The sequence below is a fragment of the Prescottella defluvii genome (assembly GCF_000738775.1).
In the GTDB taxonomy this organism is placed as follows: Bacteria; Actinomycetota; Actinomycetes; order Mycobacteriales; family Mycobacteriaceae; genus Prescottella; species Prescottella defluvii.
Map to the genome: position 1 here is coordinate 16,437 of NZ_JPOC01000052.1, position 13,661 is coordinate 30,097.

At 69.7% G+C, this 13,661-nt stretch carries 9 protein-coding genes and 3 pseudogenes; 4 read left to right on the top strand and 8 right to left on the bottom strand.

The genetic code is table 11. The features are described 5' to 3' along the window. Positions 1 to 102: 102 nt before the first annotated feature. A pseudogene (locus IJ15_RS25650) lies at positions 103 to 268 on the top strand (IS3 family transposase); the annotation flags it as partial. Positions 269 to 545: 277 nt separating this feature from the next. On the opposite strand, the pseudogene IJ15_RS24900 reads toward IJ15_RS25650, so the two are convergent. The 8 genes and pseudogenes from IJ15_RS24900 to IJ15_RS0118545 all read right to left on the bottom strand — a co-directional run bounded on the left by IJ15_RS24900 (position 546) and on the right by IJ15_RS0118545 (position 11,543). Further along, a pseudogene (locus IJ15_RS24900) lies at positions 546 to 1,939 on the bottom strand (IS1380 family transposase). Between the two features lie 875 nt (positions 1,940 to 2,814). Then, positions 2,815 to 3,088, bottom strand: a pseudogene (locus tag IJ15_RS0118515) (transposase); the annotation flags it as partial. A 461-nt stretch (positions 3,089 to 3,549) separates the two neighbouring features. Beyond that, positions 3,550 to 4,902 carry a 4-aminobutyrate--2-oxoglutarate transaminase gene (gabT, locus tag IJ15_RS0118520; protein ID WP_031939840.1) on the bottom strand — a complete coding sequence of 451 codons (1,353 nt, stop codon included), beginning with the start codon at positions 4,900 to 4,902 and terminating at the stop codon, positions 3,550 to 3,552. Positions 4,903 to 4,920: 18 nt separating this feature from the next. Continuing rightward, positions 4,921 to 6,570: an ABC transporter permease gene (locus IJ15_RS0118525; RefSeq protein WP_031939841.1), complete on the bottom strand. Its 1,650-nt coding sequence runs from the start codon at positions 6,568 to 6,570 to the stop codon at positions 4,921 to 4,923. Next, positions 6,567 to 7,487, bottom strand: a complete 921-nt coding sequence (locus IJ15_RS0118530; protein WP_031939842.1) for an ABC transporter ATP-binding protein — start codon at positions 7,485 to 7,487, stop codon at positions 6,567 to 6,569. The genes IJ15_RS0118525 and IJ15_RS0118530 overlap by 4 nt, the downstream gene beginning before the upstream one ends. Before the next feature lie 57 nt (positions 7,488 to 7,544). Continuing rightward, on the bottom strand, positions 7,545 to 9,602 hold the full coding sequence (locus tag IJ15_RS0118535; protein ID WP_031939843.1) for an ATP-dependent DNA helicase: 2,058 nt from the start codon (positions 9,600 to 9,602) through the stop codon (positions 7,545 to 7,547). Positions 9,603 to 9,627: 25 nt separating this feature from the next. After that, a complete protein-coding gene (locus IJ15_RS0118540) occupies positions 9,628 to 10,203 on the bottom strand; it encodes an isochorismatase family protein (protein WP_031939844.1) in 576 nt (191 codons plus the stop codon). Beyond that, positions 10,200 to 11,543 carry a nicotinate phosphoribosyltransferase gene (locus IJ15_RS0118545; RefSeq protein ID WP_031939845.1) on the bottom strand — a complete coding sequence of 448 codons (1,344 nt, stop codon included), beginning with the start codon at positions 11,541 to 11,543 and terminating at the stop codon, positions 10,200 to 10,202. The genes IJ15_RS0118540 and IJ15_RS0118545 overlap by 4 nt, the downstream gene beginning before the upstream one ends. A 70-nt stretch (positions 11,544 to 11,613) precedes the next feature. Here IJ15_RS0118545 and clpS point away from each other — a divergent pair, with 70 nt between their 5' ends. The 3 genes from clpS to IJ15_RS0118560 are packed head-to-tail and all read left to right on the top strand — an operon-like array spanning position 11,614 to position 13,650. Next, positions 11,614 to 11,967 (top strand): ATP-dependent Clp protease adapter ClpS, encoded by a 354-nt coding sequence (gene clpS, locus IJ15_RS0118550; RefSeq protein ID WP_031939846.1) that lies wholly within the window; start codon positions 11,614 to 11,616, stop codon positions 11,965 to 11,967. A gap of 43 nt (positions 11,968 to 12,010) precedes the next feature. Further along, positions 12,011 to 12,583: an oxidative stress transcriptional regulator AosR gene (gene aosR, locus IJ15_RS0118555; protein ID WP_031939847.1), complete on the top strand. Its 573-nt coding sequence runs from the start codon at positions 12,011 to 12,013 to the stop codon at positions 12,581 to 12,583. Next, entirely contained in the window at positions 12,580 to 13,650 is a 1,071-nt protein-coding gene (locus tag IJ15_RS0118560; RefSeq protein WP_031939848.1) for a P1 family peptidase, read from the top strand. Before aosR ends, IJ15_RS0118560 begins: the two co-directional genes overlap by 4 nt. The last annotated feature ends 11 nt before the right edge of the window (positions 13,651 to 13,661 follow it).

A 13,661-nucleotide genomic window follows, 5' to 3' on the forward strand; every position in this document is an offset into this window, starting at 1 on the left:
CTACGTCCGGCGAATGATTGTGTAGGGCAGTGACGTCAGTTCCTCGACAGCATCATTGGCCCAACTGATCGGCAGGTCGTCGCCAAGGCGCTGTGCTGACCTGTGCAGGGTTCGATGGGGTACGTCCGCGCCTGTGGAGACAACGCTGCAATGGAGTCGCTCTTCGCATTGCTTCAACGCAACGTCCTCGACTGGCAGCGTTGGAAAAACACGCGATCAACTCCGCCTGGCGATCGTCCATTGGATTGAAAGGATCCACCACCGCAGATGACGTCAACGTAGATTCGCCCCCGCACCGAGCGTTTATTAGACAACCAATCGGGCCGCTACCGCGGCCCGAAATCCGACCCTTCGCAGGGGGATTCCCGCTAGCCTCGATCTTTCGCGCCTCTGAGGTGCCGGCCTGAGCTGTTCGGATTGGTCCTTTCGGCCGGGAAACCGATGTTCGGCAACGGGCGAGTGCCCGACGCGGTCGGTTGGCGTCGGGGTCCACGGCCCCGAAAGCGGCTGGCCCTTTCATCTCGGCCGGTCCGGCAGCTTGACGGTCAGGTCGGTGCCGGCAGCTTCGCCAGTCGGGTGAGCGCGGTGGTCAGCAGGTCGACGTGGGGTGCGTTCGCGGACAGTCTCAGGTGGATGCGGCGGGCGTGGCGGGCGATGCGCCCGGCGATGGAGAACAGGCGCAGTCGCAGGCGTTTGGGTTCCCACCGCCGTGCCGGATCGTCGCCGAAAGCGAGCATCTGGGTCCAGGCGGTCAGTTCACACGCCAACTGAACGACCGCGAGCCAGATCCGATTCTGGTCGAATCCATGGAGCGGAAGGTTCTGCAGGCCGGTGTGTTTCGCGGTCCGGATACGGTCCTCGCAGCGCGCTCGGCGGCGGTGCCTCAACTCCAGATCCGACAGTTGGCCGCGGGTGGTGTTGGTGGCGAACGCGGTCAACCGCAGCCCCTCGTAGTCGGTGAATCGCAGCTGCGCTCCGGGATGAGGTCGTTCCTTCCGGACGATCACCCGCATCCCTTTCGGCCAGCCCGAGAGATCCAGCAGGCCGGTCAATTCGGCGACCAGGCGCCGTCGCGGACCTTCCCGTCGGCATCGTAGGCGGGGGTCCACACGCCGGCCGGGATCAACGCGACATCGGCGGCCATCGCGTCGGTGAGCCCGAACCCGACCGAATATCCCAGCCGGCGTTTCGTCAGGTACTCGATGAACGCGTGGGTGCCGCCGGCACCATCGGTGCGGATCAGGACTGCGCGGCCGACTCGGTATCCGGGGGCGGACGGCAGCTGCGCGAGCGCGTAATTGACGCCGGTGATGTGGTCGGCGGCGGTGTTCGAGCCGGCGTTGCCGGCGCGCAGCAGCATCGCGACCGGCTCTCCGGTTCCGCCGTCGCCGTGGTCGACGAACGCGCACAGAGGATGGAAACCGTAGCCGCGCTTGTAGTTCGGCGCGGCCTTCTCCTTGTCGGAGTGCGCGGTGACGAGGGTGGCGTCGAGGTCGATCACAAGTGGGTTGGCGGCGTCGGCGTGGTGGTCGGGGGCGTGTTCACGGGCCGCCGCCCAGGCGTTCGACCGCGCCGCGCGGCGGGCGGTGTTGATCGCCGCGAGCGCTTTCGGGGCGTCGGCAGCGAGGACGGCGACCAGGCGGGAGACGGTCGGGTCGGAGGCGACTGAGCCGAAGACCTTCGGGTGGGCACGCAGTTGGGCGATGTCGGCGAGGCAGTCTCCGCCGAGCGCGAGGGTGACCGCGAGGTCCAACACGATCTTTCCGGGGTCGTGGGTCGCGAGGGGCTTGCGCCACGGCGCCAAGGCGGTCGACAGTGCACAGGTGAGGCCGGTTTTCTCGGCGGTACGCAGCAGCAGAAGGGTGCCGGCGTGCGACACGACACCGGTTCCAGTGGCGTCTGCGGACATGCGGGGGTAGGGGCGGGCAGGCTTGCTCACCTGAATGGTGCTCCTCGAACTTGTGTTGATTCAACTGTCGCAAGTCGAACTATCCCGTTTCAGGGCACCATTCTTCGTTTGTGACACGGACTTCCGGTCAGTCAGCGTGAAAGCGCGAGGCTAGCTGACGCACCCCTCGCTCTGTTCCGTGAGAATCCAACCCGAACCGGTGGACCTGAGGTGGATCGTGCCGCACTTCCCGCTACCGACGTAGGTAGCGAACAGGGTCGCCTCTGTTGCCGTTTCAGATACGACGTCGACGTCTACATCAGCGCTCGCTCCAGTGGCGGCGTACATCGCCGCTGTCGTCGTGACCATGGTTTCGCAGTCCGGGAATTGCGTCCCGAGGGATGCAGCGAAACTAGAAAGCATGCGGGCCTGGAGTTCGTCAGACATCAGAGAACACGCCCGTGCCGCATCTGGCTCTCTTGAAGCAGCAAGCCATTCAAGGTAGACCTCGACCGGATTGTTCCGCGTATCCGCGTCATCAACGCCAACAGGGTCCGGTGTCGACGGTGCCGCAGCGGGTACGTCCGAAGTGCTCGGAACTACAACAGCAGGCGGTGGTTCGGGTGCGCTCGTGCACCCCGCTAGCATCAGCGCTGCCGCCGCCCCGAGGATCGAGAGAACTGGAAGTGTGCGCATCTTGCTCCAAATGGTTGCGAGTGGTTCGCTGCTCTGCGTCGGGCAAAACCGTGTCCGGATGATTTCAGTCCTGATGCTTCTACTCTACGACCAGAGTTTTCAGCCAAATTAGTGGCTGGTCTCTAGCCTCGATCTTTCGCGCCTCTGAGGTGCCGACCGACAGCGGCGGCCATCGCGTCGGTGAGCCCGAACCCGACCGAATATCCCAGCCGGCGTTTCGTCAGGTGCTCGATGAACGCGTGCACCTTCGGGTGGGCACGCAGTTGGGCGATGTCGGCGAGGCAGTCTCCGCCGAGCGCGAGGGTGACCGCGAGGTCCAACACGATCTTTCCGGGGTCGTGGGTCGCGAGGGGCTTGCGCCACGGCGCCAAGGCGGTCGACAGTGCACAGGTGAGGCCGGTTTTCTCGGCGGTACGCAGCAGCAGAAGTGCCGGCGTGCGACACGACACCGGTTCCAGTGGCGTCTGCGGACATGCGGGGGTAGGGGCGGGCAGGCTTGCTCACCTGAATGGTGCTCCTCGAAGTGGTGTTGATTCAACTGTCGCAAGTCGAATTATCCCAGTTCAGGGCACCATTCTTCGTTTGTGACACGGACTTCCGGTCGGTCAGCGTGAAAGCGCGAGGCTAGCTCGGATGCTCGACCAGTGCGAAGTTGAGCACGCCGACTGAGGGCCCTGAATCAGCTAAGAGTCCAGGATCGCAGCGGGCACCCGGCTGTGCCTGATTTGTGCGATGCACTTGGCGTCTTCGGCGCCTGTCACCGACCTGAATCCATCCCTGCATCAGCGGGCCGAGGCGAGACTGAAGGTGCTGGCGAATACCCGGTCCGCGGGACGGAACCGCGGCGAGGCATTCCTCACGAGCCCGCGTTCACCCTGCGCGGCTTCCATTCGATAACCGTCACCGCTGCCGCGGCAGTGACTCCGGGTGCGGGATTGCTGGATTCGTTGTTCAGCCCCTGAACCCTAGGCTTCTCGGACCGCCTCCTCGAGTACGCCGAGCCCCTCCGCCAGCAGCCCGTCCGGAATGACCAGGGGCGGCAGTAGACGAATGACGTTGCCGTAGGTGCCGCAGGTGAGGGCGACGACGCCGCGTTCGAGGGCCCGTGCCGCAATCCGCTTGGTGGCCTCGGGATTCGGCTCGCGGGTGCCGGGCCGGACGAATTCGAGCGCCAGCATCGCGCCGCGGCCGCGGATCTCGCCGACGATGTCCACCTGATCGGCGAGGGCCCGCAGTCGCGGAACCACGATCTCCTCGATCCGGCGGGCTCGCCCGCACAGATCGAGGTCGCGCATCTGGTCGAGAGTGGCAAGCGCGGCGGCGCACGCGACCGGGTTGCCGCCGTACGTGCCGCCAAGGCCGCCGGTGTGTACCTCGTCGATCAGGTCGGCGCGCCCGACGACGGCCGACAGTGGCATCCCCGACGCGATGCCCTTCGCGAGTGTCATCAGATCCGGGATCACGCCCTCGTGCTCGCACGCGAACCACGCACCGGTGCGGGCGAATCCGGTCTGCACCTCGTCGGCGACGAACACGATGCCGTGGGCATGTGCCCACACCGCCAGGGTCGGCACGAATCCTGGTGCGGGGACGATGAACCCGCCCTCGCCCTGGATCGGCTCGAGCACGATCGCGGCGATCCGTCGTGCCCCGATCTGCTTGTCCATCAACTCGATCGCGCGCCGGGCGGCCTGCTCGCCGGTGACCGCGGTGCCGTCCGGATTCGGTGATTCCCGGAACGGATACGACATCGGCATCCGATAGACCTCGGGGGCGAACGGCCCGAACCCGTCCCGGTACGGGAGGTTTTTCGCCGTCAACGCCATCGTCAGGTTGGTGCGCCCGTGATATGCGTGGTCGAACGCGACGACGGCGCCGCGACCCGTGACATGGCGGGCGATCTTCACGGCGTTCTCGACGGCCTCGGCGCCGGAGTTGAACAGCACCGCCCGCTTCTCGTGGTCGCCCGGGGTGAGTTCGATCAGACGCTCACACACCTGCACGTACTGCTCGTACGGGGTGACCATGAAACAGGTGTGCGTGAACCGCGCGGCCTGCTCGGCCACCGCCGCGGCGACCGCAGGGTTCGACGCCCCGGCGCCGGTGACCGCGATGCCCGAACCGAAATCGATCAGCGAGTTCCCGTCGACGTCGACGATCACGCCGCCGTCCGCGTCGGCCGCGTACGCCGGCACCGTCGACGCGACACCCGCACCGACGGCCGCACGGCGCCGGGCAGCCCACTCGACGGACCGCGGTCCGGGCAGTGGCGTTCGCAGCCGGAGTTGCTGGGGGAGGCGGTATTCGATGTGTGGCACGGCAACCTCCCGGGCTGGTCAGGACTGGATGTCGCGGCGCCGGAACCCGACGAGCGCGAGCGCGTACAGCGCCGCCGCGATGACGAGCAGCACGATCAGCGGCACGACGTCGAACTCGTCCGCCGGCAGGTTCGGGGTGAAATGGAACGGCGAACCCCACCCGGTCCAGTTCGGCAGCACCTCGAGGAACATCCCGATCACCAGGGCATAGCTGATGTACACCCACACGATCGCCAGCAGTCGCGGGAACCAGGCGTACACCGCGGCGGTGAGCCCGATGATCGTCAACGTCGCGGGCAGGCCGTTGGCGGCGGCGCCGACGAGGCGCCCGAACATCGCACCGTCGTGCAGGGTCGCGGCCGCGGTGACACCCATCGCGGCACCCGCCGCGAGCACGATCACCGCGGTGGCGATCGTGATCACCACCAGTTGCGCGCCCAGCCACCGCCAGCGGGAGACCGGGCTCGCCAGGACGTCCTCCGCGCGGCCGGACGTCTCCTCGTTGCGGGCCGACTGGACGGCGGTGAGCGCGTACATGCACGCCATCAGCGTCAGGAACACCAGATACAGCGCGAACGCGCCCTGCGCGGCGTTGCTCTCGCCGCCCGGCAGCAGACCGGCCAGGCGGGGGTCCTGGTTCACGAAGTCGGCGACCTGCTGACCGAGCGCCCCGATCGGGAAGGCGAGCGCGACGACACCGATGCCCCACGCCACGATCTGGTTGCGCTGCATCCGCACCGTCAGTGCCGCGATCCCGGTGAATGCTCGGCTCGCGCGGGGCCGCCCGCCGCGCGGGGCCACCAGACCCGCGCCGACATCGCGCCGGCCCACCACCGCGTACGCGAGCACGACACCGATCACCACCGCGCCCAGGCCGAGCAGCAGCGGCCACCACCGCTCGTCGACGTAGGCGCGGGTGGACTGCCCCCAGCCGATCGGCGACAGCCACGACCACACGCTGCCGTCCTCCTTGGCGCGGACGTCGCCGATCGCGCGCAGCAGGTACGCGACTGCGACCGCCACCAGACCCAGCCCGCTCGCGGTGCGGGCATGCTCGGTGACCTGGGAGAACAGCGCCGACGTCGCGCCGAAGGTGAGACCGACCATGCACACCCCGGCAGCGAGGTTCCACGACCCGGCCGCCGGCAGGCCCACCGCGGTCAGCCCCAGCCCGAGGACCAGTCCGATCAGCACGTTCGCCAGCAACACCACCGCGAGCCCCGACGTGATCGGCGCGAAGCGCCCGACCACCGCCGACCGCAGCATCTCGGCGCGACCGGACTCCTCCTCGGTCCGCAGATGCAGGGTCACGAGCAGCACCGACATGATCGCGACCGCCACCATCGTCATGCCGGCGATCTCGTTGGCGACCATCGCGCCGAGCGTGTAGTCGGACAGCCCGTAGCCGGGCCCGGCCAACGCCGTCGCGGCCGGCGACTCGATGAGCGCGGCGCGCGCCTGCCGCGATTCGGGCGTGGGATAGAGCGTCTGGTAGCTCGACGCCAGCAGCACCGTCGAACCGCCGACCGCGACCACCCACGCCGGCAACCGGATCCGGTCGACCCGCAGCGCCAGCCGGGTGAGCGTCCACGTCCCGGAGAGACGGTCCGCGGGCGAGGTACCGACGGGCTCGACGGCCCGCTCCATGCCCGCGACCTGCGCCGTCATCGCGGCTCGATGCCCAGCGAATCGAACTCGTCGCTGTACTCGCGCAGGAACAGGTCCTCGAGTGTCGGCGGGTGCGCGGTGATCGTCAGCACGCCGAGCCCGGTGAGCGACGACATCACCGAGTCGATCCGGTCGGAGTCCACGTCGAAGGTGACGCCGTTGTCCTGGTCGTCGAGGGACTTCACGTTGTGCACACCCGGCATCGCGGCGAGGCCGTCCGGGGACTGCCGGGTGGTGGCCGTGACCGTCGTGCGGGTCAGGTGCCGCAGCTCGCGCAGTGTGCCGCTCTGCACCGTCCGGCCCGCGCGGATGATGGTGACCACCCCGCACAGCGACTCCACCTCGGCCAGGATGTGGCTCGACAGCAGGATCGTGCGGCCGTCGCGGGTCGCCTCGCCGATGCACTGCTGGAACACCGCCTCCATCAACGGGTCCAGGCCGGACGTCGGCTCGTCGAGGATGAGCAGTTGCGCGTCGGCCGCCAGCGCCGCGATCAGCGCGACCTTCTGCCGGTTGCCCTTCGAATAGGTGCGGCCCTTGCGGGTGGGGTCGAGTTCGAAGCGTTCCAGCAGATCCTGGCGCCGTTGCTCGTCGAGGCCCCCACGCAGCCGACCGAACAGGTCGATCGCCTCGCCGCCGGTGAGATTGGGCCACAGGTTCACATCGCCCGGCACGTAGGCGAGGTGCCGGTGCAGGCTGACGGCGTCGCGCCACGGGTCGGCGCCGAGGACCGTGACGTCGCCCCCGTCGGCGCGCAGCAACCCGAGCAGCACCCGGATGGTCGTGGACTTGCCGGAACCGTTGGGGCCCAGGAAGCCGTGGACCTCGCCGGGGCCGACCTCGAGATCGAGGCCGTCGAGGGCATGGACGTCACCGAAGCGTTTGGTGAGTCCGCGAACCGAGATCACCGGGTCCATCGCCCGAGCATAGGACGCCCGGCACCGGCCCGGCCGGGTTTCGGGGACAGCCCGGCGTCAGCTCGACGGTCGGGACGCCGCGATCCTGGCGAGCGCCTTCCGCACCACCTGGGGGTCTGCGGTCTCCCAGAACGGCGGCAACGACGCCCGCAGGTAGCCGCCGTAGCGGGCCGTCGCCAGACGCGAGTCCAGGACCGCGATCACACCCTTGTCGTCCGTGCTGCGCAGCAGTCGGCCCACGCCCTGCGCGAGCAGCAGCGCGGCGTGATTCGCGGCGACCGCGAGGAAGCCGTTGCCGCCCCGCGACTCCACGGCCTGCTGGCGGGCGATGAGCAGCGGGTCGTCCGGCCGCGGGAACGGGATCCGGTCGAGGATCACCAGACTCAGCGACGGCCCGGGCACATCGACGCCCTGCCACAGCGACAGCGTCCCGAACAACGTCGTCGCCTCGTCCTCGGCGAACTTCTTCACCAGGGTGCCGGTCGCGTCGTCGCCCTGGCACAGGATCGGGACGTCGAGGCGCTCGCGCATCTCCTCGGCCGCGGCCTTCGCCGCCCGCATCGACGAGAACAGTCCCAGCGTGCGGCCGCCGGCCGCGGTCACCAGTTCGGCGATCTCGTCCATGAAGGCGGGGGACAACCCGTCCCGCCCCGGCGGCGGCAGGTGCCGGGCGACGTACATGATGCCGGCCTTCGCATGATCGAACGGCGAGCCGACGTCCAGCGAATTCCAGCGCAGCGGACCGGCATCGGACGGCGCCTCCTTGCCGGTCGCGGTCCCGGTGTCGCTGCGCGCCGGTGACTCCGGCGGCAGACCCCAGTTGACGGCGAGCCCGTCGAACGAACCGCCGACCGTGAGGGTCGCCGACGTCAACACCACCGTCGACTCCGCGAACAGGCTCGCCCGCAGCAGACCGCCGACCGACAGCGGCGCCATCCGCACGACCCGTCGGACGTTGCCGCGGTTCTCGTCGACCGCCAGCCACACGACGTCCTTGCGTTTGGCCGGGTCGGGTTCGTCGAACGCGGTGAGCACGCGGACGGCGCTGTCGTGGATCTCGTCGATCGCCGACAGCGCGGCATTGCGCGCCGCCGCGGCCTCCGGATCGGCGGCGGCCATACCGGGCTTGGCGGGACCGATCGCCGACCTGACGGTCCACGCGGCATCACGGATCGCCGCCAGCGCCATCCCGACACCGTCGGGCAACGCGTCCCAGCGCCCCGCCGGCAACTGTTCGATCAGATCCGCCCAGCCCTCGGCGGATGCCTCGACCCGGTCGACGTCCTGCTCCTCGACGAGCTTGACGGCGCGGCGGGCGGCGGCGCTGATCGCCGACGACGCCAGTTCCGCCGTCGCGACCCCGGTGACCCGGTCGACCAGCTCGTGGGCCTCGTCGATCACGACGACGTCGTGCTCGGGCAGCACCGCGATCCCGGAGATCGCGTCGATCGCGAGCATCGCGTGGTTGGTGACGACGACGTCCACCTGCGCGGCCTCCGCGCGGGCGCGCTCGGCGAAGCAGTCCTCACCGACGGGGCAACGGGACTTGCCGAGGCACTCGCGGGCGCTGACACTGACCTGCCGCCACGCCTGATCGCTCACGCCGGGCACCAGGTCGTCACGGTCCCCGGTCTCGGTGTCCGACGACCACTTGGTGAGCCGCTGCACCTCGCGGCCCAGCCGCGAGATCGCGAACGCGTCGAACAGCTCCGCCTCCGGCGGATCGTCCTGCGACATCCCCGTGTGGATCTTGTTCATGCACAGGTAGTTGCCACGGCCCTTGAGGATCGCGAACCGGGGCAGGCGCCCCAGGGCAGGCTTCAACGCCTCCGCGAGGCGGGGCATGTCGCGATCCACCAGCTGGCGCTGCAGGGCGATGGTCGCCGTCGAGACGACGACGGTCCGCCCCGACTCGACCGCGTGCCGGACGCTGGGCACGAGGTACGCGAGCGACTTGCCGGTTCCGGTGCCGGCCTGCACGGCGAGGTGTTCGCCGGTGTCGATCGAATGCGCGACCGCGGACGCCATCGTCAGCTGGTTCTGGCGTTCCTTGCCGCCGAGGGAGCGGACCGCGAGCTTGAGGAGATCGGGCACGTTCGGCAGCTCACGGGACACCGCAACAGGGTACTGCCCGGCACCGTCAACTCCGGTCGGCGACCTGCCCGACGAGTTCGATCCCCGCCGCCGCCATCTCGGTCAGCGCGGTTTTCACCGTGACGGGGGAGACGCCGGCGGTGAAGGGGAGCAGCACCCGGGTGCGGAAACCCGCGGTGGCCGCGTCCAGCGCGGTCGCGCGGACGCAGTGGTCGGTCGCGATGCCCACGACGTCCACGGCATCGATGTCGTGGACGCGGAGCCAGTCGGCGAGGGACTCGCCCGACGGCGAGACGCCCTCGAAGCCCGAGTACGCGGCGCTGTACTCGCCCTTCGAGAAGACCTCCTCGATCGGCCCGGTCTCGAGTGCCGGATGGAACTCGGCGCCCGGCGTCCCGGCCACACAGTGCGGCGGCCACGTGTCGACGAAGTCCGGGTGCTCCGCGAAGTGCGGTCCGGGATCGACGTGGTGGTCCCGGGTCGCGACGATCGCGGCGTATCCCTGCCCGGCGAAGAGGACGTTGACGTCGGCGGCCACCGCCGCGCCGCCCGCGACGGCGAGCGAACCGCCCTCGCAGAAGTCGTTCTGGACGTCGACGACGACGAGCGCCCGCCCGGTCACGGCTGCCACCCCGCTCCGGTGAACCGTGTCGGCACGGCCGGATCGCCGTGCGAGAGCTTGAGACCCTCCCACGGCAGGCTCACGAGGTTGCGCGCGAGCAACGCACGGGAATCCTCGAGCGTCGGCAGACCGTCGAGGATCCCGCCGCCGCGCACCATCGGGACGAGCAGTTCCCGTGCCTCCAGGCCGCCGGTGTCCGGCGTCGGCGCATCCGCGCGGAACAGCACCTCCTCGACGACCGTGCCGGACGGTCGGCTCAGCCGCACCGCACGCTTGGTGCCGCCGCGTGACTGCTTGTGACTGCTGCGCTTCTCCACGGGGATGCCGTCGACCTCGACGAGCTTGTAGACCATGCCCGCCGTCGGGGCCCCGGATCCGGTCACGAGCGAGGTCCCGACGCCGTACGCGTCGACCGGTTCTGCGCGCAGGGCCGCGATCGAATACTCGTCGAGATCGCCCGATACCACGATCCGGGTGCCCGTCGCGCCGAGCCCGTCCAGTTGCCCGCGGACCTGACGGGCGATCACGCCCAGATCGCCGGAGTCGATCCGCACGCCACCGAGACCGGTGCCCGCCGCGGCCACCGCATTCTCGACACCACGGGTGATGTCGTACGTGTCGACCAGCAGCGTCGTTCCCACTCCCAGCGCTGCCACCTGGGCGCGGAACGCGGCCACCTCGTCGGGGACACCGTCCTTCGTGTGCAGCAGCGTGAACGCGTGTGCGCTGGTGCCCGCGCCCGGCACCCCGTGCCGGCGCACCGCCTCGAGATTGGACGTCGCGTCGAACCCCGCGAGGTACGCCGCCCGGGCGCACGCCACCGCCGACTCCTCGTGCGCGCGCCGCGACCCCATCTCGATCAACCGCCGGCCGTCGGCGGCGCCGACCATGCGCGCGGCCGCCGACGCGATCGCGCTGTCGTGGTTGAGGATCGACAACACCATGGTCTCGAGTAGGACACATTCGGCGAACGTGCCCCGCACCGACAGGATCGGCGACCCGGGGAAGTACAGCTCGCCCTCGCGGTAGCCGTCGATGTCACCGGAGAACCGGAAGTCGCGCAGCCAGTCGACGGTGGAGCGGTCGAGGAAGCGGGAGACGACGTCGAGTTCGGGTTCGCCGAACCGGAAGTGCGCCAACGCCTCCAGGACTCGGCTCGTACCGCCGACGACGCCGTACCGGCGTCCGTCGGGCAGGCGCCGGGCGAAGACCTCGAAGCTGCAGCGCCGGTGCGCCGAGCCGTCGCCGAGGGCCGCCTCGAGCATCGTCAGTTCGTACTGATCGGTGAAGAGGGCCGTGCTGCGACGTCGCGTGGTGCTCTCTGGGGAAACGATTGCCACGGGCCCAACTTTACGATTCGGGTGGCGGGCGCGGGTGTCGGGTTCCGGAGCCACGCCGTACCCTGGACCCATGGCGCCGAGTTCCACAACGACATTCCCGACCGCAGTGCCGGTCGGCAAGATGCCCGCCGCAGCGCCCCAGGTCTCACCGGCCGAAGCGGAAGTCGAGGAGACGACCGAGGCCCAGGACCGTCCGTGGGTGACCTTGGTCTGGGACGATCCCGTCAACCTCATGCACTACGTGACGTACATCTTCCAGAAGCTGTTCGGCTACAGCAAAGCCAAGGCGACGGACCTGATGATGCAGGTCCACAAGGAAGGCAAGGCCGTCGTGTCGAGCGGTTCGCGCGACAAGGTCGAGAACGACGTGCGCAAGCTGCATGCGGCCGGGTTGTGGGCCACGATGCAGCGCGACGACACCTAGACACCATTCATCCCTCTCGACCGTAAGGATCCCGGGTACAGACGTGCGGACTTGGACCAGGAAGAACTCACTCGGCGGCCTGAAACTGCGTTCGGAGATGGACGCCCACGAGGCGGCGGTGCTGAGGTCCCTGGTGACGTCGGTGTCCGGACTGCTCGAGGAGCGGGCCGCCTCGGCGCCGACGGACGAACTGGCCGCGCTGACCGGCCTACGGACCGGCAACAGTGAAACGCCGTCCGACGAGGTCCTCGCCCGACTGTTGCCCGACTTCCAGCGTGTCGACCCCGACCGGCCCGAAGACCCCGAGCGCGACAACGTCAACAGCGCCCTGCGCAGCCTCCACGAACCGGAGATCATCGACGAGAAGATCGCCGCCGGATCCGTGGTCCTGAAGACGGTGCCCGCCGAGGGCGGCCGCATCGTCATCACCCCCGAGCAGGCCGACGCGTGGCTGGCCGCGCTCAACGACGTCCGGCTGGCGCTGGGCACCAACCTCGGCATCGACGCCGACACCCCCGACGAACTCGAGGAAGACGATCCGCGGGCCCCGCACCTGGACGTCTACCACTGGCTGACGTGGATGCAGGACTCCCTCGTCCAGGCGCTGCTGTCGTGACGACGTCGGGGGCGTCGAACTCGCTGTGCGACGTCGCCGGCGTGCTCGTCGGTCACGATCACGTGCTCGACCCCGATGCGACGCTCGGTGACGGCGCCGCGACCGGATGCACCGTCGTGCTGGTGCCGTCCGGCGCGACGGCCGGCGTCGACGTGCGCGGCGGTGGCCCCGGCACCCGCGAGACCGACCTGCTCGACCCCAGCCATTCGGTGCAGCAGGTGCACGCCGTCCTGCTGAGCGGTGGCAGCGCCTACGGCCTCGCCGCGGCCGACGGGGTCATGCGATGGCTCGAGGAACACGACCACGGAATCCCGATGGGCGCGCCCGGACAGGTCGTCCCGATCGTGCCGGGCGCGGTCATCTTCGACCTCCCCGTCGGCAATTGGAACATCCGGCCCACCGCCGACTTCGGGCACCGCGCGGCGGCCCGCGCGTCCGGCACCGTCGCCACCGGCAGTGTCGGGGCCGGGACCGGGGCCCGCGCGGGCGTCATCAAGGGCGGTGTCGGCACCGCCAGTTCGGTGATCGAGGGCGGCCCGGCCGACGGTGTCACCGTCGCCGCGCTCATGGTCGCCAACCCGGTCGGTTCGGTGTGGGACCCCGACACCGGCCTGCCGTGGGGGCTCTCGCTCGCCGACGCCGAACGCCGCGGGATGCGGCTGCCGTCGCCCGGTGATCTCGCCGCCGCGAACGCGTCGGGGCCGAAGACGACGGTCCTCAACACCACCATCGGTGTCGTCGCGACGGACGCACCGCTGTCCAAGGCCGCCTGCCGGCGGGTGGCGGTCGCGGGGCACGACGGCCTGGCCCGTGCCATCCGGCCCGCACATTCACCGCTCGACGGCGACACGATCTTCGCGCTCGCCACCGGCACCCACGAGACACCGTTGCCGGACGGAGTGCCCGCGGCCTTCCCCGCGGAACTGCCGATCCTCGACGCGGTGTGCACCGCTGCCGCCGAGTGCGTGCAACGGGCGATCGTCGACGCGATCCTGTCGGCCACCACGGTCGCCGGGATCCCGAGCTACCGGGACGTGTTCCCGTCGGCGTTCGGGTCCGGCCGCTGAGCGGACCCGAC